This window comes from Shewanella sp. SP1S2-4 (assembly GCF_031932075.1).
In the GTDB taxonomy this organism is placed as follows: Bacteria; Pseudomonadota; Gammaproteobacteria; order Enterobacterales; family Shewanellaceae; genus Shewanella; species Shewanella baltica.
Genome location: NZ_JAUOET010000006.1, coordinates 171,253 through 191,627, shown reverse-complemented (window position 1 = coordinate 191,627; position 20,375 = coordinate 171,253). Strand labels below are relative to the sequence as shown.

General features: G+C 47.0%; 17 protein-coding genes. 15 read left to right on the top strand and 2 right to left on the bottom strand.

Going from position 1 to position 20,375, the window contains the following annotated elements; translation table 11 throughout:
- Position 1 precedes the first annotated feature (1 nt).
- Positions 2 to 1,747, bottom strand: a complete 1,746-nt coding sequence (gene argS, locus Q4Q52_RS08885; protein WP_311901066.1) for an arginine--tRNA ligase — start codon at positions 1,745 to 1,747, stop codon at positions 2 to 4.
- 134 nt (positions 1,748 to 1,881) lie between these two features.
- Positions 1,882 to 4,077 carry a primosomal protein N' gene (gene priA / locus Q4Q52_RS08880; RefSeq protein WP_311990404.1) on the bottom strand — a complete coding sequence of 732 codons (2,196 nt, stop codon included), beginning with the start codon at positions 4,075 to 4,077 and terminating at the stop codon, positions 1,882 to 1,884.
- 102 nt (positions 4,078 to 4,179) lie between these two features.
- Between priA and Q4Q52_RS08875 the strand changes: the two genes are divergently transcribed.
- The 15 genes from Q4Q52_RS08875 to Q4Q52_RS08805 all read left to right on the top strand — a co-directional run bounded on the left by Q4Q52_RS08875 (position 4,180) and on the right by Q4Q52_RS08805 (position 20,317).
- Positions 4,180 to 5,145: a FimV/HubP family polar landmark protein gene (locus Q4Q52_RS08875; protein WP_311990403.1), complete on the top strand. Its 966-nt coding sequence runs from the start codon at positions 4,180 to 4,182 to the stop codon at positions 5,143 to 5,145.
- Between the two features lie 181 nt (positions 5,146 to 5,326).
- The gene (gene rpmE, locus Q4Q52_RS08870; RefSeq protein ID WP_063883331.1) at positions 5,327 to 5,539 is read left to right on the top strand and encodes a 50S ribosomal protein L31; all 213 of its coding nucleotides are present in this window, start codon (positions 5,327 to 5,329) and stop codon (positions 5,537 to 5,539) included.
- 536 nt (positions 5,540 to 6,075) lie between these two features.
- A complete protein-coding gene (locus Q4Q52_RS08865; RefSeq protein ID WP_311990402.1) occupies positions 6,076 to 7,320 on the top strand; it encodes a malic enzyme-like NAD(P)-binding protein in 1,245 nt (414 codons plus the stop codon).
- 185 nt (positions 7,321 to 7,505) lie between these two features.
- On the top strand, positions 7,506 to 9,449 hold the full coding sequence (gene csrD, locus Q4Q52_RS08860) for an RNase E specificity factor CsrD (protein WP_261272938.1): 1,944 nt from the start codon (positions 7,506 to 7,508) through the stop codon (positions 9,447 to 9,449).
- Between the two features lie 245 nt (positions 9,450 to 9,694).
- Positions 9,695 to 10,573 carry an MSHA biogenesis protein MshI gene (locus Q4Q52_RS08855; RefSeq protein WP_311890630.1) on the top strand — a complete coding sequence of 293 codons (879 nt, stop codon included), beginning with the start codon at positions 9,695 to 9,697 and terminating at the stop codon, positions 10,571 to 10,573.
- Complete coding sequence (locus Q4Q52_RS08850; RefSeq protein ID WP_311990401.1) at positions 10,570 to 11,172, top strand: fimbrial assembly protein; 603 nt, start codon at positions 10,570 to 10,572, stop codon at positions 11,170 to 11,172. Before Q4Q52_RS08855 ends, Q4Q52_RS08850 begins: the two co-directional genes overlap by 4 nt.
- On the top strand, positions 11,169 to 11,819 hold the full coding sequence (locus Q4Q52_RS08845) for an MSHA biogenesis protein MshJ (protein WP_311990400.1): 651 nt from the start codon (positions 11,169 to 11,171) through the stop codon (positions 11,817 to 11,819). Before Q4Q52_RS08850 ends, Q4Q52_RS08845 begins: the two co-directional genes overlap by 4 nt.
- Positions 11,806 to 12,126 carry an MSHA biogenesis protein MshK gene (locus Q4Q52_RS08840; protein WP_311990398.1) on the top strand — a complete coding sequence of 107 codons (321 nt, stop codon included), beginning with the start codon at positions 11,806 to 11,808 and terminating at the stop codon, positions 12,124 to 12,126. The genes Q4Q52_RS08845 and Q4Q52_RS08840 overlap by 14 nt, the downstream gene beginning before the upstream one ends.
- 14 nt (positions 12,127 to 12,140) lie before the next feature.
- On the top strand, positions 12,141 to 13,820 hold the full coding sequence (gene mshL, locus Q4Q52_RS08835) for a pilus (MSHA type) biogenesis protein MshL (RefSeq protein WP_006083270.1): 1,680 nt from the start codon (positions 12,141 to 12,143) through the stop codon (positions 13,818 to 13,820).
- A gap of 6 nt (positions 13,821 to 13,826) precedes the next feature.
- Positions 13,827 to 14,735, top strand: a complete 909-nt coding sequence (locus Q4Q52_RS08830; protein WP_311990397.1) for an AAA family ATPase — start codon at positions 13,827 to 13,829, stop codon at positions 14,733 to 14,735.
- On the top strand, positions 14,732 to 16,099 hold the full coding sequence (locus Q4Q52_RS08825; RefSeq protein ID WP_311990396.1) for a tetratricopeptide repeat protein: 1,368 nt from the start codon (positions 14,732 to 14,734) through the stop codon (positions 16,097 to 16,099). Before Q4Q52_RS08830 ends, Q4Q52_RS08825 begins: the two co-directional genes overlap by 4 nt.
- Entirely contained in the window at positions 16,096 to 17,856 is a 1,761-nt protein-coding gene (locus Q4Q52_RS08820; RefSeq protein ID WP_259523776.1) for a GspE/PulE family protein, read from the top strand. Before Q4Q52_RS08825 ends, Q4Q52_RS08820 begins: the two co-directional genes overlap by 4 nt.
- A 2-nt stretch (positions 17,857 to 17,858) precedes the next feature.
- The gene (locus Q4Q52_RS08815) at positions 17,859 to 19,079 is read left to right on the top strand and encodes a type II secretion system F family protein (RefSeq protein ID WP_259511419.1); all 1,221 of its coding nucleotides are present in this window, start codon (positions 17,859 to 17,861) and stop codon (positions 19,077 to 19,079) included.
- A gap of 50 nt (positions 19,080 to 19,129) precedes the next feature.
- Entirely contained in the window at positions 19,130 to 19,624 is a 495-nt protein-coding gene (locus Q4Q52_RS08810; protein ID WP_311990395.1) for an MSHA biogenesis protein MshF, read from the top strand.
- 75 nt (positions 19,625 to 19,699) lie between these two features.
- The gene (locus Q4Q52_RS08805; protein WP_063883339.1) at positions 19,700 to 20,317 is read left to right on the top strand and encodes a prepilin-type N-terminal cleavage/methylation domain-containing protein; all 618 of its coding nucleotides are present in this window, start codon (positions 19,700 to 19,702) and stop codon (positions 20,315 to 20,317) included.
- Positions 20,318 to 20,375 lie beyond the last annotated feature (58 nt).

Below are 20,375 nucleotides of genomic sequence, written 5' to 3'. Positions count from 1 at the left end.
CTTACATCCGCTCTAAGGTTTCGATACCGAGTAGATTTAGGCCTTTTTGTAACGTACGAGCCGTCAATTGTGCGAGTAATAAACGGCTATTCTTTTGCGCGTCGTTATCGGCGGCAAGTACGGGGCAGGCTTCGTAGAAGCTTGAGAAAGCACCCGCTAATTCATACAGGTAAGCACACAATACGTGCGGTTGACCTTTATCGACAACGCGACTGAGGATCTCGCCGAACTGCGCTAACTTGTTACCGAGATCTTTCTCTTTTTCATGCTCAAGCACGATTTTCGCTTGGCTCAAATCCAGATCAGTTACACGCTTGAAGATGCCCGCAACACGGGTATAAGCGTACAGCAGGTAAGGCGCGGTATTGCCTTCGAAGCTGAGCATTTGTTCGAAGCTAAAGATGTAATCGCTGGTACGGTTTTTCGACAAATCAGCATATTTAACGGCACTAATCCCAACGACACGGGCGATTTCAGCCAGCGTGTTCTCATCCATATCTGGATTTTTGCTGCGAACGAGTTCTAGTGCGCGCACGTTTGCTTCTTCTAACAGGTCGACTAACTTAACGACGCCGCCGCTACGGGTTTTGAATGGACGGCCATCTTCGCCGTTCATAGTGCCAAAACCTAAGTGTTCCAATGACATATCTTCACGGACAAACTTAGCCAGCTTGGCTAGGCTAAAGACTTGTTGGAAATGCAGTGCCTGACGTAGGTCAACAAAATACAGTACGCGATCGGCTTTTAACACGTTCGAGCGGTAGCGCATTGCCGCAAGATCTGAGGTGGCATACAAGTAGCCGCCATCAGCTTTTTGGATGATCACTGGCAGTGGCTCACCTTCTTTATTGCGGAAGGCTTCTTGGAACACAACTTTGGCGCCGTTGCTTTCGGTTAATAAACCTTGGGCATCTAAATCTTTAACTACTTGTTCTAGATCGGCGTTATAGGCACTTTCACCGTGCACGTCGGCGCGGGTCAGGCTCACACCTAAACGGGCGTAGACTTCATGGCAGTGGCTTAACGAAATGTCGTTAAATTCGCGCCACAATTTGTTGCAATATTCGTCGCCAGATTGTAACTCAACCACTAATTGACGAGCGCGGGTGGCGAATTCTGCTGATTCGTCGAAGCGCAGTTTGGCTGCGCGGTAAAAGTTTTCTAAATCAGACAGTTCAACTTGAGCTTCTTCGCCATTTTTGGCGCGTAGCTCTTCCATATAGGCCAGCAACATACCAAATTGTGTGCCCCAGTCGCCCACATGGTTTTGACGGATAACTTTATGGCCCAAAAACTCCAGCGCACGCACCACACTGTCGCCAATGATGGTTGAACGTAGGTGACCTACGTGCATTTCTTTGGCGAGGTTGGGCGAAGAGTAATCGACAACAACGGTTTGTGGTGTCGGTAATTTAATACCTAAATGCTCATCGTTGACGGCATTTTGCAGTTGATCCGCTAAGGCGCTGTCGTTGATAAAAAAGTTGATAAAGCCAGGACCTGCAATTTCAACCTTAGCCACATAAGCCGAAGCCGGTAAGGTATCGATGATCAGTTGGGCTAATTCACGTGGATTCTTGCCCGCGACCTTGGTTAACATCATGGCTAAGTTGGTTGCCAAGTCGCCATGGCTCTTATCCTTGGTTCGATCTACCTGAATGCGCGCTTCAAAGTCAGCAGGCACAATACCTTGTTGTTTAAAGGATTCTAGAGTTTGTTCAAGTAATGATTGGATATGTGATTTCATGGGTTCTAATCGGCACTAACTTTAAGAGTGAATACAGGGAATAACCGCATATTTTAGCCGTTTGTGGTTAACAATTGCTATCTTCCCGATGATTTTTTATCAAATGGCGCTTAAATACTTATCAAATACTCGACTCAGAGGAGATCCTGCGGATCTCTGTCTAAGCTCCATCGGCACCGCTTGGCTTCGATAAGCTGCTCTACAAGCGGATGAATACGTTCAAACTCTTGCTGCAGACGGTTGCGGTTTTTAGCTTGGAATAGCAGTTGGCGCCGGAACTTGCCGGCTTTTTTATCTAAGGGCGCAGGCATAGGACCAATCACCTCAAATTCTTTATCTTGCGGCAAGAGCGCGGCGAAGGCGTTGAGAAAGTTATCGGCATCACTGGCTAAATGGGCTTCGGCGCGTACCAACACCATGTGCCATGCTGGCGGCAGCAGTGCTTGTTGACGCTCTTTTAACTGGCTGCGGGCAAACTCGCCATAACCGCGGTGCAGCAAATCCCGCAAAATAGGATTGTCGCTCTGGTGAGTTTGCAATAATACCGTGCCGGGTTTGCTGGCGCGCCCAGCACGACCGGCGACTTGGGTATAGAGTTGCCCAAAACGCTCGGGCGCGCGGAAGTCGGCGCTGAATAAGGCGCCATCGACATCGAGTAGCCCAACAAGCGTCACATCAGGGAAGTGATGACCTTTGGCCAGCATTTGCGTGCCGACGAGGATTTTATATTCGCCCTTATGAATTGCGTTTAAGTGGGTTTCTAATGAGCCTTTTAGGCGAGTGGTATCGCGGTCGATGCGCACTACTGGATGTTTCGGAAACTCCAGTTGCAGCGCTTCGGCGAGTTGTTCTGTGCCTATACCTTGGCCCATCAGCATAGTGCTGCCGCATTTGTGGCATTGCTTAGGGATGGCATATTGATTGCCACAATGGTGGCAGCAAATTTCACCAAGGGATTGATGTACTGTGAAAAACGCGTCGCAGCGGTCGCATTCGTGTAAGTGACCACACTCATGGCAAAGCAGGGCTGGTGCGAAGCCGCGGCGATTGAGAAACAGTAATACTTGGTTACCTGCGTCTAAATGCAGACGGATTTCGTTCAGCAGCGGCACCGACATTCCTGCTTTTAACGGCATATTTTTAATGTCGATAATCCCTTGGCGCACTTTTTTAGCAGCGCCAGCGCGCTCACCCAATTGCAAATGATGGTAACGGCCACTTAAGGCATTTTGTAGACTTTCGAGTGAGGGGGTTGCCGTGCCTAATATCACAGGAATTGATTCTAAATGGCCACGCATGACTGCCAAGTCGCGGGCGTGATAACCGACGCCTTCCTGTTGCTTGAAGCTACTGTCGTGTTCTTCATCGAGTATGATGATGCCGGGATAGGCCATAGGCGTGAACAAGGCTGAGCGGGTGCCGATAATGATGGCGGCCTGACCGCAGCGGGCTTGGCGCCAAGCTTCGAGTCTCTGATTGTCGGTTAACCCTGAATGCAAAATGGCGACATTGACTTTGAAACGCCGCTTAAAGCGATTGATAGTTTGGGGCGTTAAACCGATTTCAGGCACTAAAATTAATGCTTGCTTGCCTTGCTTAAGGACTTCTTCGAGCACCGCCAAATAGACTTCCGTCTTACCCGAACCGGTAATGCCTTCTAATAAAGTACAGTGATATCCTTGTTGCAGATTTAAAGTGGCAACGGCGACGGCTTGTTCTTTATTGAGTTTATGTGGCGTTTCGTCCATTTCGAGTGTGGTGCGCCAGTCGAGGTTAAGCTCGGCGACTTTCTCATGACGTGCTACCCAGCCTTTATCTTCTAGGGCTTTAAGCGCCGCCTTACTGATGTCTAAGCTGATAACCTCTTCTTGGGTTAAGCTGGCGGTTTTGAGTAACTCGAGTAGTTTTTTCTGTGCGGGTGCGCGTTTAACTGCTTCGGGCGCAATATTTTGGCCTATTTCAGTTAATTGCCAGAATTGAATCTTTTGTGGCGCGGCATTGAGCCCTTTGCGAAGGGCGACTGGTAAGGCTTGGGTTAGCATCTGCCCTTGGCTGCAAAAATAGTATCTCGCGGCCCAAAGCGTTAATTTATAAAGTGATTCAGGCAGCAAAGGTTTATCGTCGATAAACTCAAGCACAGACTTAATCTGTTTAGGCGCTAAGCTGCAAGACTCAGTGATACCTGTGACTAATCCAATTAATTGTTGACGACCGAAGGGGACTTTAACGCGCACGCCTATCTGCGGTGTACTAGGATAAGTTTCGGGTACGCGGTAGCTAAAGGTTTGCCGCATAGGCACAGGTAACGCAACTTCGACAAACAATGACATATGCAGGCAAGTCTTAGGCAAGAATGTGGTTTAGTGTACTCAGCGCGGCTGGCTAGGGCTAGCCCTAATGATGGTTTACCAAGGATAGTTGAGAGTAAATAAATGGCTAATATAGTGAAATCATTAGGTCTACTCGCGTTAGTGTGTAGCGCACCTAGCATGGCACAAGTCTCCCATGTGAGTGTTAACAGCCGCATGTTTGAGTTAGGCGGTTATCCAAAACTCAGGGTGAATGTGATTGCGGACAATCAAGACATGTCGCGCTTAGAGTTTGTGGTGCAGCAAGCTGGCGGCGAAGAAAAGTTAATGGTTGAGGAGCTTAATCGCTTTTTAGTTTTGCTCACAGGTGTTGAAGATGTAAAGGATGACAAAGCTAAACTCTTAGTGAGGGAGTATCGACTCGACCGATGGTACGAGGTCAAAAGTATCAATCTATTTGGCGAGGCTAAGCCAACATCGGCTGCGCTATCTATGAGCGCGGCATCGGGCAGTAAAAGTACGACGACAGCGCTGGTGCAAAAGCGTGCGGATAAAGTGAATGTTCAGCCTGTAAAAGTGGCCGCAGAATCCACATCAGTGGTGGGTGCTAAGACCGCGACGGTTATTACGGCTGCAAATATTCATGTAGATACTCATGTAGATGCTCATGTAAATACTAAGCCCACAGTGCCAGCGGCTGAAGTTGTGACTGGCTTTAAATTTCCTGAAGTAGCGGATGAGCAAATAGTGGCCACTGAAGCAGTTAAGACAACAAATAGCGAACTCAAAGTGAATGCCGCTGAAACGTCCCCAACCGCTTCGCAGACACCTGAACATTGTCAGTTAACTTATCTTGCTGGTGAGACCTTGTGGCGTATCGCCAATCGCTATGCCAACGATTGGGACGTGAGTGTCTATGGCGCTATGCTGGCGATCTATGAGGCGAATCCTGCGGCGTTCTCAAAAAATAAAATCAACGCACTCAAGAGTAATGCGGCTCTGTCCTGTCCTTCGAAAATGATTTTGGCACAGCATGCTAACGCCAAAGAGGCTCAGGCGATGTTTGAAGCTAAAGAGGCGGGAGAATGAAGCGGCGAACTAAAGTCAAAATAGACGCAGATTAACCGCCAAACGCTCAGATAATCTACTTGTATCCCTTGTGGGTATGCTGTACCATTCTGCGCCCTAAACATATTGTTATTAACATGCATGTGGTGTCCGACTACGGGTTGGAAGAGCGACATGGCCTTACACTTTTGAGGTAACCCCAATGAAACCAGGTATCCACCCAACATACGCTATCATCACTGCAAACTGTACTTGTGGTAACGTTATCAAAGTAAACTCTACTGCTGGTAAAGATCTGCATTTAGACGTATGTGGTGCTTGTCACCCATTCTACACTGGTACACAAAAAGTTGTTGATACTGGCGGTCGTATCGACAAATTCAACAAGCGCTTCGCAGTGCTTGCAAAGAAATAATTGCGATTGCAATGTTTCTAGAAAAGGCGCCTATGGCGCCTTTTTGCTTTCTGTCATTTGCTGAACTGCTTTATTTACGCCTATCTTAATACTTATGTTAAATCCCCCATCTGGTACGACTTCACTCAATTAATCGTCAACTTACTGAGTATTGCGAGTTCAAGTATGTAATTCGACTTATTTATAGCAATTATCTATAAGATAAATATGCTAGCCGTTATATATTGTAATTTAACCAACATTTTTGAGATTAACTCGCTACAACTAGCGCTATAACTACAAAATATATGTTTGTTTCCTACAAAATATATTAAGAAATGCAGCTTTATTATAGGAGATAAGTTTATAAAACTAAGCTTAGAGGTGATATTTGCAGGCTAAAGTGAAATTTCTGAATCTCTTATTTAAAAATCCCCCTTATTGGCGTATCTTACCCCGACCAGCCAGACTATTAACATCACCCTTTGGTGAGACTAGATGTGTGTTGGTAGGCCTTACTCTCATAAATTATAAATGTCGCATTTCAGGATTTTAAAATGTCAGATATTCGTCAACAAGCACTCGATTATCATGAATTTCCAATACCAGGCAAAACCGCAGTTTGCCTTACCAAACCTGCCGAAACGAGTCACGATCTCGCTCTAGCTTATAGCCCTGGAGTGGCTGAGCCTGTGCGTGAAATCGCGGCTAATCCTGACAATGCGTATCGTTATACCAATAAAGGTAATACGGTTGCCGTGATTACCAATGGTACGGCGATCTTAGGTTTAGGCAATTTAGGCCCCTTGGCTTCTAAACCTGTGATGGAAGGCAAAGCATTATTATTCAAGCATTTTGCAAATATCGATTCGACAGATATTGAGATCACCCACAATACGCCTGAAGAATTTATCAATACAGTTGCTGCGATTGCTGACACTTTTGGTGGTATCAATCTTGAAGATATTAAAGCGCCAGAATGCTTTGTTATCGAACGTGAATTGATTGCCCGTTGTAAAGTGCCAGTATTCCATGACGATCAACACGGCACCGCAATTGTGACCGCGGCGGGTATGATTAACGCGCTGGAAATTCAAGGCAAGTTGATCAGCGACGCAACGTTTGTGTGTATGGGCGCAGGTGCGGCAGCCATTGCTTGTATGACTATGCTGGTCAAGTGTGGTGCGAATCGCGCTAACATTTATATGTTAGACACTAAAGGTGTGATTCATTCTGGCCGTACGGATCTTAATGAATATAAAGCGCTATTTGCGAATGATACTGACAAACGCACGCTTCTTGATGTTATTAAAGGCGCAGACGTGTTTTTAGGTCTATCTGGTCCTGACGTGATAGGTGCAGAAGAAGTTGCATTGATGGCCGATAAGCCAGTAATTTTTGCCTGTTCTAATCCCGATCCTGAAATCAAACCGGCACTGGCTCACGCAACGCGCAGCGATTTGATCATGGGTACGGGTCGTAGCGATTATCCAAACCAAGTGAATAACGTATTGTGTTTCCCGTTTATTTTCCGTGGCGCCTTGGATGTACGTGCGTCATGCATTAACGATGAGATGAAAATCGCCGCGGTTCATGCCATTGCTGCACTGGCAAAAGAGCCTGTGCCTGCGAGTGTGTTGAAGGCTTATCCTAATGTGAGTTCACTGAGTTTTGGCCCTGAATACGTGCTGCCAAAACCTATGGACCCACGTTTATTGCCTAATGTTGCCCGTGCGGTTGCTCAGGCGGCTATCGACTCTGGTGTCGCTGCGATTCCTTCTTTACCTCAATACGCCGACTAGGCTAAAAGTGGTAAAAACATCGAAAAGAGGCTAATTAGCCTCTTTTTTGTTTTTAAGTGGACATTAAAGTCACAGCGTCTTGGTTGCCTTTTAGGTTATGCTACTGAATAATCAACGGACAACTTTGTTGTACTCCTGTTAAAATCGCACAAATAATTATAATAATCCTGCAGGATAGCGGATAGATGAAATTCACCCGAATGTTAACTACAAAATTAACCAGCTTTTGGTTAATGTCATTAGCCGCTATTGCCTTCGTATTTTTGCTGAGCGCTATGATGAGTTTCGTGCAGCTGACCTATAAATTTCAGCAGCAGAAAGTCGCCGAACTCGAAACTATGTTAGTGGACCAATATCAACACCAACCCGATTGGGATTTGGAAGCTTGGCTGCCGCCCATGCTGCTTGCCTACAATGCTGTTGATTTTCGGCTGACCTTGAAAGATGAAGTGATCTTTGCCTATGAAGGCAATCTGACTACGCAAAATGCCATGGTGTATGACCATGTGTTAGAACCCAAATCTGGCCTGCGTATGCAGCTGACCTTAACCCAACCCTTCGAGCATTACACTTTTAGTTGGTATGAAATCCTCATCCTGTTGGTCGGTGTGTTAGCTGTGGCTGCCTTAGTGCGTTTTGGCTATTTATGGTTTTCCCAGCAATTGGATGGCATTGAAGAATTAGCCTTACGCAGTCGATTGATTTTGCAAGGTAAGCACGAGCAAGCACTCGCGACCCCCGGAAATGGCAAGCCAAGGCTGATTAACCGCGCTTTGACCAAGTTGTTAGAAGAATTACAAGACGCACAAAAAGAGCGCGGTCGTTTTGACAAGTTCATTCGTTCTAATACCTTTCTCGATGCGGAAACCCGCATTGGTAATCGACTTTTCTTAAATAACCGTCTCGACGCCCTTAGCCATAATCAGGCGATGCTCGCCCATGGGGTGATTTATTTATTAGAGATGGATGATCTGGATTTATTGCAGCAATCCCAAGGTGAAGCGGTAACTAAAGAGTTATTAAATTCGACCGTCAACGCGATAAGCCAATTGCTGCAAACCCAAGCTAACAGTATTTTTGCCCGTCGTTCTCACAATCAATTTGCCATAGTCGTGCCGCAAATCTCGTTAATCGAAGCGGACCAATTCGCCAGTAAGTTGCTTAAGATATGTTTGAGCCAGCCTTTACCCGAAGTCGACAATAGCGATAACTTTTTCCACCTCGGATGTGCTTATTTTACCGCAGGCGATAATGCGGCGCAGTTAATTGAAGAAGCCGATATGGCTTTGAGGGCGGCACAATTACAGGGCAATAGTAATTGGTTTATGTACGACAAAGGCGCAATTGATGAAGAGTTTGCTAAAGGCTCGGTGCGTTGGCGCAGCTTTTTAGAAAACGCGTTAGTGCAAAGGCGATTCTTCCCCTTTAGCCAGCCTATAATCGATTCTGATGGTAATGAGCATCATAAAGAAATATTTACTCGGGCGCGGGATAATCAAGGAGCGCTAATTCGTGCCACACTGTTTATTCCAATGGCGAATAAATGTGGTTTAATGCCGCAGGTCGAACGGCAAATTATTGAGCGGGTATTGTTGTTACTGTCGAATGAATTAGCGGGTGGCGTATCGAATACTCAAACAAATAAAAAACCAGCGTCACAGATATACAGTATTAATCTGAGTTTGGATTCGCTAATGAGTCGAGCTTTTACCCAATGGCTAAAAACGACGCTGTTAGAATATCGCCATCTGACCACGCGACTGATTTTCGAAGTGTCGGAAGATATCGTGATTCAACATCAAGAAAAATTACAGCCAAAATTAGACATGATCCGTAAAATGGGTGCGAGATTATGTGTTGATCATGTGGGTCAGCAGGTCGTTGGCACTTACTATATTCGTGAATGTCATTTTGATTTAATTAAGCTACATAGATCGATTGTGCGGCATATTCATTTACGCCCAGAAAACCAATTATTCATCCGTAGCTTGATTGGCGGTCTGTATCGAACGGAAGTGCAAGTTTGTGCCGAGGGGGTCGAAGTCTTCGAAGAATGGCAGACACTGCAAATCCTCGGTGTTGGCGCAGCGCAGGGAATGTATTTCAGTGAACCCATAGAGGCTAAGTAATGAAAGTGTGGTATTTGGGTGACTAATGTCGTCTTAGAGACAAATAGATCCTATTATTCACGTATTTATCTATAAAATACGAGTATTTGCAGCTAAACTATCCAGTGCCAAAATAATGACGTTTGCTGTTTAAATTAGCGATAAAGCAAGTCAGAGGGCAAGGAACACTGGAGAGTGGAGTGACAGGACGTTTAAGCAAAAGAGACTACTCACGCTTTTAAATTCAGTTGGTTACAGGCATCTTTATGGAAAAAAGTCTTATAGGTCGACTCGCCTTTTGGCAGAAAAAAACGGATCCGACTAGCCTTGGCATCTATGTTTATGCCGATAAATTATGGGTTTACGCACCTGCTCAAAGTGATCGTACTGAACTGTGGTTACCCTTCGAGCTTAAAGATGAGCACTGGTCATCGGCGTTTGCTGCCGTCGCTAAATCCTTCCCTAATGCCCAATTACAACTGGTTTTAGCTTCAGGGCTTTATCAATTACTGCTGACTGATAAACCCAATGTCGATACTGTCGAATTATCCCAAGCCTTGCTGTGGTCAATTAAAGACATGGTGACGCTACCTGTGCCGCAAATCCATTTAGACTATTTCGAGTCACCCATTCCCAGTAATAAAATCAATGTGGTGGTGGTCGATAAAGCTAAACTCGTGAGCATGGTACAGGCCATTCATGAACAAAATTTACAACTTATCGGTATCAGTATCGAAGAGTTAGCCATGACCAACTTATTTGGTGATGACCACCAAGCTCGTCTGGTGGTCAGCCATATTCCAGGGCAAGAATTGTTATTGACTGTGGTTAAGCAAGGGCAGCTGTACATGCAGCGGCGTGTGCGCGGATTTACCCAGTTGGATAAGACTCAAGCCGATGAGTTAACTTATGGCATGGCAGATAATTTAAGCTTAGAGATTCAGCGCTCTATGGATTACTTTGAAAGCCAGTTAAGGCAAGCTCCGGTATCTTCTATTGAACTTCTCGCCGATGGCGCCGTGGATACTTTAGCTAAGCTAGTGTCGGCAAACTTTAATCAAGCTGTGAATGTTATCGATAAAAGCTGTGTTGGCGCGCGATTAGCGGGATTAGCCTTTGCCGAATTTTCCAGAGGTGCTGAGTGATTAAATACCGAGTCAATCTCTACACTCCTTCCTTACTTCCGCCAAAGCAAAGATTAACCTTTGCACGTTTGGGGGCTTATGCTGCAGGATTTTTGGTCCTATTTTTAGCCTTAGGCGGTTATATCTACTGGCAAGTCAGTGAGCTGCAACAGGCTCAGCAATTGGCTGCCCAGCAAAAGCTGCAATTCGATACCCAAAAACAGGCATTAGAAGCACAAATTGCAGCGCGTAAACCCGATGCCGAACTCGTTGCGCGAGTCGATTTAGCGGCACAACAGTTAGAGCTGAAGCAGTTACTCATGGGTGAATTGAGTCTTAGGGCCTCTTTAACCAGCCTAGGTTTTGCGCCTGTACTTAAAGATTTAGCGGTCGTGTCGGATGCGAGCGTGTGGCTTAGTCATATCGTCATTAATGAGCAAGATTTTATGTTCGAAGGTTTTGCCGACCATCCCCAAAGCATTCCGCAGTGGATTGGCAAACTTAAAACAACGCAGACTTTAAAGGGGCAAGCTTTCTCGTCGATGAGTATGGATCGCGGTGAAGATAAACCTTTGGCCTTTACCTTGAAGAGCGATAGCAAGGAGGAGACCGCGCAATGAAGCAAAAGTTAGCCCAACTAGGGCAACAGTTTGATGCGTTAAGTCGCCGCGAGCGAGTGCTGATCTCAGTCGCTATTCTGGCCGTGGTCGGTATGCTGAGTTATTTACCCTTAGAGTCTCTGTGGAAAACCCATGTGGCGTTGTCACAACAGCTAAAAGCCTTAGAGCAAGAAAACGTGATTTCGGCCCAGCAGGTTGACTTGTATCAGCAACGTTTAGCGTTAGATCCCAATCAAGATTACCAACAGCGTTTAGTCTTGTTAGAGCAACAGAATCAAGCCTTAGATGCCCAGCTCAATGAGCAGATGGTGGACATGGTGCCTGCAGACTATATGCCAGAGCTATTGGGAAATTTACTGGGACAAGTCCAAGGGATTAAATTAATTAAGTTTATGTCGATTGCACCCATTCCTCTGTTGGCTGTGGGTGAAGAGAGGAAACTCAATCTGTATAGCCATGGTATTCGTATAAGTTTAGAAGGCGATTACTTCTCAGTGCTGCGCTTTGTGGAAGCCGTTGAGGCCATGCCAGATAAACTTTATTGGAAGCGTCTCGACTATAAAGTCGCGGAATATCCCCAAGCGACAGTAGAGATTGAGCTTTATACCTTGAGTATTAATAAGGACTTTATCAGTGTCTCTAAATAAGTCTTATATTATCAGTGTGTTGTTATTGGTCAGCAGCCCTATAGCGTCTGCTGAATCGCTGCGCGACCCTACCTTGCCCGGTAAAGGTTTTGCTGTGGTCGGCCATGCGAGTCAAGCGCAGGATCAGGCAATGGTACTTAACAGCATAGTGAGTTCAGGCAACACGGCTTATGCTGTGATAAATAACAAGATATTGTCTGTTGGCGACAGCATTGAGGGGCAGAGTATCGTCAAGATCACCCCCACTTATGTGTCGCTGTCCGATGGACGGAAATTGACATTGTTTCAAGCAATAACAGAGAGATAGGGAATACACCTCAGATGAAAGCGATTAAATACTTTACACCTCTGCTCTCACTTTGCCTTGTGGCGTGTCAGACCACAAATAGGCCACAGCCGGAGGCGAGTAAGGCGGCACTAGCGGCCTCAATGGCGACGGCGACGGCATCAACGACGCCACCGCCTGCGACTATGCCGGATGCGGTTCAGCGAGAATTGAATTCGGGCGCTTTACTGTCAGGCTTAACCCCTGCGCTGGAGACTGAGCGTCGTTTCGATGTCTCTGCCCATGATGTGGATGCCAAAGTATTTTTTCCAAGCTTAGTCCAAGGTACGCCGCTGAGTGTTGCCGTGCATCCTGATGTGCAAGGTACGATTTCGTTATCCCTTAAAGGTGTAACTTTAAGCGAAGCAATTCAAGTGGTTGAAGATATCTACGGTTACGAAGTGAGCCGTGAAGGGCGTATTCTAAGAGTGTTCCCCGCTGGAATGCGTACTGAGACTTTCCCGCTGAATTATCTTTATATGGAGCGCGACGGCTTATCTGTGACCTCTGTGAGTTCTGGACGCATTTCCGATAGCAATAATTCCAATAGTAATTCGAACAATAACAACTCAAATAACAGTGGTTCGAGTAATAATAATTCCAACAGCAGTAACGGCAACAACTCCAGCAGCAATGGCAGCAGCGATAGCAGTAACGGTACATTTATCCGCTCGCGCACTAAGACTGATTTTTGGGGCGAGCTGAAAGAAACGCTGACGGCGATTATTGGTGACACAGGAAATGGGCGGCAAGTGGTGGTTACGCCGCAGGCGGGTTTAGTGACCATTCGTGCTTTCCCTAGTGAATTACGCCAAGTTCGCACTTTCTTAAATTCTGCCGAGAGTCATCTGCAGCGCCAAGTAATCTTGGAGGCTAAGATCATCGAAGTCACATTATCCGATGGCTATCAGCAAGGTATCCAATGGGAGAATGTGCTGGGTCATGTCGGCAATACGAATGTGAATTTTGGGACTTCGAAAGGCCCTGGGTTAAGCGATAAAATCACTTCGGCGATTGGTGGTGTGACCTCGCTGAGTATTAAAGGCTCCGACTTTACGACCATGATCAATCTATTAGATACCCAAGGCGATGTGGATGTATTGTCTAGCCCAAGGGTGACTGCATCGAATAATCAAAAAGCTGTGATTAAAGTCGGTACCGATGAGTATTTTGTCACTGACGTTTCATCGACCACAGTAGCGGGCGCAACGCCTGTGACCACTCCACAAGTCGAGCTCACGCCGTTTTTCTCAGGCATTGCCTTAGATGTCACGCCGCAAATTGATAGTGACGGTAATGTGTTATTGCACGTGCATCCATCCGTTATCGATGTGAAAGAGCAGACTAAAGATATCAAAGTGAGTGATGCTTCGTTGGAGCTACCTTTAGCGCAGAGTGAAATTCGCGAGTCTGATACCGTTATCCGCGCCGCTTCCGGTGACGTGGTCATCATAGGTGGCTTGATGAAGAGCGAAAATACCGAAGTCGTCTCGCAAGTGCCTTTGTTGGGTGATATTCCTTTCCTCGGTGAATTGTTTAAAAACCGCAGCAAGCAAAAGAAGAAAACTGAGCTGATTATTCTGTTAAAACCTACGGTAGTTGGCGTCGATACCTGGAAAACTGAGCTACAACGTTCTAAGACCTTATTAGATCGTTGGTATCCGGAGACAAAGTAAGCTTCTATGTATCAGAAGCATTTTGGCCTAAGCCAAGCCCCATTTTCATTGACACCCAATACCGGATTTTTTTTCGGCCTATCGCCACACGTAGAAGCCTTGCAAGTGTTGCAAACTGCGCTACAAACGGGTGAAGGTTTTATCAAGGTGACAGGGGAGGTGGGGACAGGTAAAACTCTGATTTGCCGCAAGCTTATCAATGAATTACCCACTAAGTTCCATTGCGCCTATCTACCCAATCCTTACCTTACGCCTGCAGAGTTACGCTGGGCGGTGGCGAGTGAGTTAGGCCTTAAATACGCCAGCAATATCGACCAGCAGCAGCTCACTGGGCTTATCCAGCAGCAGCTTTTAGCGTTGAGCGCCCATGGTCACGCCATCGTATTAGTGCTCGATGAAGCGCAGGCATTGCCGGACGCCAGTCTAGAAGCGTTGCGGTTATTCACTAATCTCGAAACCGAGACGCGTAAATTATTGCAGGTGGTGTTATTTGGGCAACCTGAGCTTGATGAAAGGCTTAAACGCCAAGAATTCAGGCAATTAAGACAACGTATTACTTTTAGCTACAACCTTCGCCCACTGACATGGGATGAAACCGATGCTTATATTCGCCACCGGCTAGCCATTGCAGGTCGTGCGGGCGAACCACTCTTTACATCACGGGAAACACGTCAGATTGCCTATGCGTCCCGAGGGATCCCCAGATTGATCAATATTCTTGCCCATAAAGCCTTGTTACTGAGTTTCGGCGAGGGCGCTACGCGTGTGCAAACCTCCCACGTTAAAGCGGCGATTCAAGACACTGAAGATGCGAGCGTGCGCCGATTATTGTCGTGGAAATGGCTGCCTTTTTTCACTCTGATAACTGTGGCTTTCGGTTTGGGATTACAACACGTTTTGAGGAGTGTTGTATGAGTGTGATCAACAAGATGTTGCAGGACCTCGACAAACGTCAGCAGGGGCACGAACTCAGCAATGTGGCTCAACCGCAGGTGCAATATTTAGCTCGCAGGCGTTCATCATCTCACTGGCTGCTGCTCTGTGGTTTGTCACTGCTACTCGGTGGCGGCACGGTTTATGGCTGGCAATTTTTCATGGCAGAGCCTGCAGAAGCGACAGCTTCATCTCAAGCGCAGGAACAAGATACTTTAACCGCCCAAACTGAGTCTGTGCGGATCGACAGTGTTGCCTCAGAAGAAGCTTCACCTAACGTCGATGCCGCTGCAGAACCCTTGAAGCTTGCGACGACACAGAAGATTGCGGCGGCGATGACAGCGAATAGTGAAGAGTTTGAACCAAGTGCCACCGAAGTGGCATCGAGTCAGGCACCAGAATTAGGAACCGCAAAAGAAGCTGAGCATGAGCAACAAGCTCAGTCTCAGTCGCAACCACAACAAAAACCACAAGCAGACGTGAGCCTTGCACTCGCAGCGGACAAGGTCGATACGGTAAGCGAGCCAAGCCACTCGCAGCCAAGCCATTCACAGCCAAGTAGTGCGACATCGAGTGTGCGTAGCGCCGAGGTCACTGTAGCTGCGCCCTCTGCGTTAATGATGTCGGAGCGGGCCAGTGTGGCCGCCGATAATGAAGGTAACGCGAGTAATGGGCTTAACGTACAAGAAGTTAAAGCAGATGCTGGCGCTAATCGACTTGCGCCCAAAGCACAAGGGCAAATGGCGATTACTGAGGTGAAGTTGACGCCAAAGCAGCTAGCAAAGAAGCGGTTCACGTTAGCGAGCGAGGCCGAAAGGGATGGCAAGCTCAAAGAGGCCATTAGTTATTATGAGCAAACATTAGCGCTCGACCCCAGTATGCACGAAGCGCGCAAACAATTAGCTGCGCTGCATTATGGGCAAGGTCAATTAGCCAAAGCCAGTGAAGTGTTACAGCAAGGTATGCTGTTATTCCCACAGCAGTTAGACTTTGCCTTATTGCTCGCTCGGGTTCAGCAAGCCGCTGGTCTGGCTGATCTCGCATTAGCGACGTTAGCCAACATACCTGATACGCATCCGCTGGCGAGACAAAAGTGGATGGCACAATCGGATCTGGCGCAAAAGCTAGGGCAGTTTTCAGTGTCGGAACAAGCCTACAGGCAGTTATTACAACAAGAACCTCAACAGGCTAAATGGTGGATGGGGCTGGCCTATGCGCTTGATTCGCAGCAGCAATTTACCCAAGCACGCCAAGCCTATCGGACTGCATTAGGCCACAGAGGCTTATCGGCGCAGGCGAGTGCCTTTATCGAACAACGTTTGACTCAGCTAGGAGATAGCCAATGAAACCCAGATTAAAAATGCGTTTAGGCGATCTGTTAGTTCAAGAAGCCATTATTACCGAAGCCCAGCTACAACAGGCGTTAGGCGAGCAGCGTAATACGGGCAAAAAACTGGGTCGTACCCTCATTGATCTGCAATCGATTACAGAGCATCAGTTGCTGCAGTTCTTGTCGCAACAATTGAATGTGCCTTTGCTCGATATCAGTAAAATGCCAATCCCAGCTGAAGTCGTTCATCTTATTCCTGAGGTGCAAGCCCGACGTTTCCGCGCTTTAGCGGTTGAAGACAGGGGCGATAGCGTACTGGTAGCTATGAGTGATCCTGCCGATTTGCAGGCGCTCGATCACCTCGAAATGCTTATCGCACCTAAGCGTTTGAAGTTAGCGGTAGCGCCCGAGCAACAACTGCTGCAAGCGTTTGATAACTTATATCGCCGTACAGACCAAATTGCTCAGATCGCCGGTAAGCTCGAAGAAGAATACGCCGCCGATGAGATGTTCGATTTAGCCAGTCTGACTTCGGGCGACAGTGACAATGAAACCACAGTGGTTAAGTTGCTGCAGTCGATTTTTGAAGATGCGGTGCAAATGCGTGCCTCGGATATCCATATAGAACCCGGTGATAAAGCCCTACGTATTCGCCAGCGTATCGATGGTCAGTTACACGAAACGATTCTGAATGAAGTTAATATTGCCGCAGCTTTAGTATTGCGACTTAAGTTGATGGCAGGACTCGATATTTCTGAAAAACGTTTGCCGCAGGATGGCCGTTTCCACATGGAAATCAAAGGTCACCATATCGATGTGCGTATGTCGACTATGCCGATTTACCACGGCGAATCTGTGGTAATGCGGTTACTCGACCAATCGGCGGGTTTATTGACCCTAAACGAAACCGGTATGCCGCCTGCTATTTTGGCGCGTATTCGTAAACAGATAAAACGTCCTCACGGCATGTTGTTGGTTACTGGTCCCACGGGTAGCGGTAAAACCACCACTTTGTACGGTATTTTGAGTGAGCTCAATACCGCCGACCGTAAGATCATCACGGTGGAAGATCCGGTCGAGTATCAATTGCCACGGATAAACCAAGTACAAGTTAACCATAAGATTGGCTTAAACTTTTCCAACGTATTGCGCACCACCTTACGTCAAGACCCCGATATCATCATGGTCGGGGAAATGCGTGATCAAGAAACCGTTGAGATTGGCCTGAGGGGCGCATTAACGGGTCACTTTGTATTATCAACCTTGCACACTAACGATGCGGTCACCAGTGCACTGCGTTTGCTCGATATGGGCGCCGCCAGTTATTTGGTCGCCAGTGCCTTGAGGGTGATTATTGCCCAGCGTTTAGTGCGCCGCGTTTGCCATAACTGTGGCGTTGAGTATCAGCCGACACCGCAGGAAAAAGCCTGGCTGAGTAGTGTGAGTCATAAAGACTTTAGCCATGCGAACTTTAGAATCGGTACCGGCTGTCAGAGTTGTAACGGCAGCGGTTATCGTGGCCGTATTGGTATTTTTGAAATCCTCGAGTTGGATGAGAAGATGATCGATGCGATGCGTACCGGTAATCCGCAGGATTTTGCCAGAGCCGCGTTGCAGAGCCCTAACTTCACCCCACTCGCCGAGTCAGCGTTGCAATATCTGAGCGAAGGCATGACGACCATTGAAGAGGTGGCTAAGCTGGTAGAGGATGTGAGTGAATCACAAATACCTTTGTCGAAGGATATTATTAGCCAACAAGGCGTTGAGGCGTAATTATGCCGATTTATCAATACCGTGGACGCAGTGGTCAAGGTCAATCCGTTACGGGGCAATTGGATGCGGCATCGGAAAGTGCCGCTGCTGACATGCTATTGGCGCGGGGGATTATCCCCCTTGAGGTCAAAGTCGCCAAAGTGGTTAAGTCATTCTCACTGGCTAAGTTATTTGGTGGAAAAGTCGCGTTAGAAGAATTACAGATTTTTACTCGGCAAATGTACTCCTTGACCCGTTCTGGCATCCCGATTTTGCGGGCGATTGCGGGCTTGTCTGAAACCGCGCATTCCCAGCGGATGAAAGATGCGCTCAATGATATTTCTGAGCAGCTCACCGCAGGCCGACCCTTATCATCATCCATGAATCAACATCCCGATGTATTTGATTCCTTGTTTGTTTCTATGGTGCACGTGGGCGAAAACACAGGTAAGTTAGAAGATGCCTTTATTCAGCTTTCTGGCTATATCGAGCGTGAGCAGGAAACACGGCGGCGAATTAAATCGGCCATGCGTTATCCCATGTTTGTCTTGATTGCGATTGCGCTCGCTATGGTGATCCTCAATATTATGGTGATCCCTAAGTTCGCTGAGATGTTTTCCCGCTTTGGCGCCGACTTACCTTGGGCGACAAAAGTGCTGATAGGTACATCGAATCTGTTTGTGAATTATTGGGCGCTGATGTTGGTGGTGTTGATTGGCACTATTATCGGCATTCGTTACTGGCACCATACGGAAAAAGGCGAGAAGCAGTGGGATAAGTGGAAGTTACACATCCCTGCCGTGGGATCGATTATCGAGCGCTCGACGTTAGCTCGTTATTGTCGCAGTTTCTCTATGATGCTCAGCGCTGGCGTGCCGATGACGCAGGCCCTAAGTTTAGTGGCTGATGCGGTAGATAATGCCTACATGCACGACAAAATAGTCGGTATGCGCCGTGGGATTGAGTCTGGTGACTCTATGTTAAGGGTATCGAATCAGAGCAAGTTATTTACGCCACTAGTGCTGCAAATGGTGGCCGTGGGCGAAGAAACAGGGCAAATCGATCAATTACTCAATGATGCGGCAGACTTCTATGAGGGCGAAGTAGACTATGATTTAAAGAACCTCACCGCTAAATTGGAGCCTATTTTGATCGGTTTTGTGGCCGTGATTGTCCTCGTGTTGGCCTTAGGGATATACCTGCCCATGTGGGATATGCTCAATGTGGTCAAGGGCGGTAAATAATCGATATGGAAAATGTTTATCTCCTCTCTTATGTGTGGGGCTGAGGTTAAATGCAGACTCAGCAAAAGGCAGAAAGCGATCTATTACGCCTCTATGGGCGTATGATAACCATAGGGTTAGTGTTGGTTATCATGGCGGTGATTGGAGCTAAGTACTTTTTTACCCTACCGCAAATTGCGGCCCGTGGATTAGAAGTTGATCATGCGCGTTTTTTAAATGTGCTGGTGATGGCGCGCTCCCAATGGTTATCTTTGGGTAAGCCGCCGCAGATGCAGTTGAATTGGGAGGCGTTTGACAATTCCGCCAAGGAAACTGAGCCAAGTGTCGTTGATGTGAATGGTTTAGGTTGGCCGCAACCTAAACAGTTAAACGGCCAAGGTTGCCAAGATTTATGGCAGCAACTTATGGGCGCAGAAGTGGATAACGCAGGGCTGGTTGCAGATTACTTAGTTAAAGATAACAGCTGCCACTATCGGTCGCACAATGGCGATAGTTTAGGCTATCAACTGAACTCTGGCAGGGTCATTTTTTTGACTGCACCCTAAAATATTGTTAACTCAAAGGCTTTTTAAAATTGATTTAGCTGTTAGAATAAAATTTCTTAAGTATGGGGCATATATATGAAAACTAAGCAAACAGGTTTCTCATTAATAGAGCTTGTGATTGTGATTGTGATTTTAGGGCTACTCGCCGCAACCGCGATCCCACGATTTTTAAATGTCACCGATGATGCTGAAGACGCCAGTGTTGATGGTGTCGCGGGTGGTTTATCGACTGCCGTTAGCTTTGTGCGTTCACAGTGGGAAGTCGATGGACGCCAAAATAGCAGCGTGATCCTCGACGGCAACACAGTTAATGTCGATACACGTTTTGGCTATCCGACAGGAACTTCAGTAACGGATGTGACTGCTATGACGGATGCGAGTTGCCAACAAGTATTTAATACCGTGCTGCAGAGCGCTCCTCGTAATGTGCTCTACACTCAAGATGCACGTAATCAACGTTATACCGTGCGCGTGATTGATGGCGCAGGTGGTAGCGCTAATTCGATTACAGGTACTGTCGTTGCTGGTTTAGATTTATGTGTTTATCACCAAGTGGCTTCACTGGTGCTAAATCAAACAACTGGCGTACCGACTCCAACACCGGATTTATCAACAGCTGGTGCGAAAGGAATCGTGTATAACCCAGGTACAGGTAAGGTGCTAAGCTTTACTCAAACGCCATTTGTGCCATAGGCTGTAATTAACAGTTTTATTTTGTTCATGTTTTAAGTAACTTAGTTCAGAAGTGACT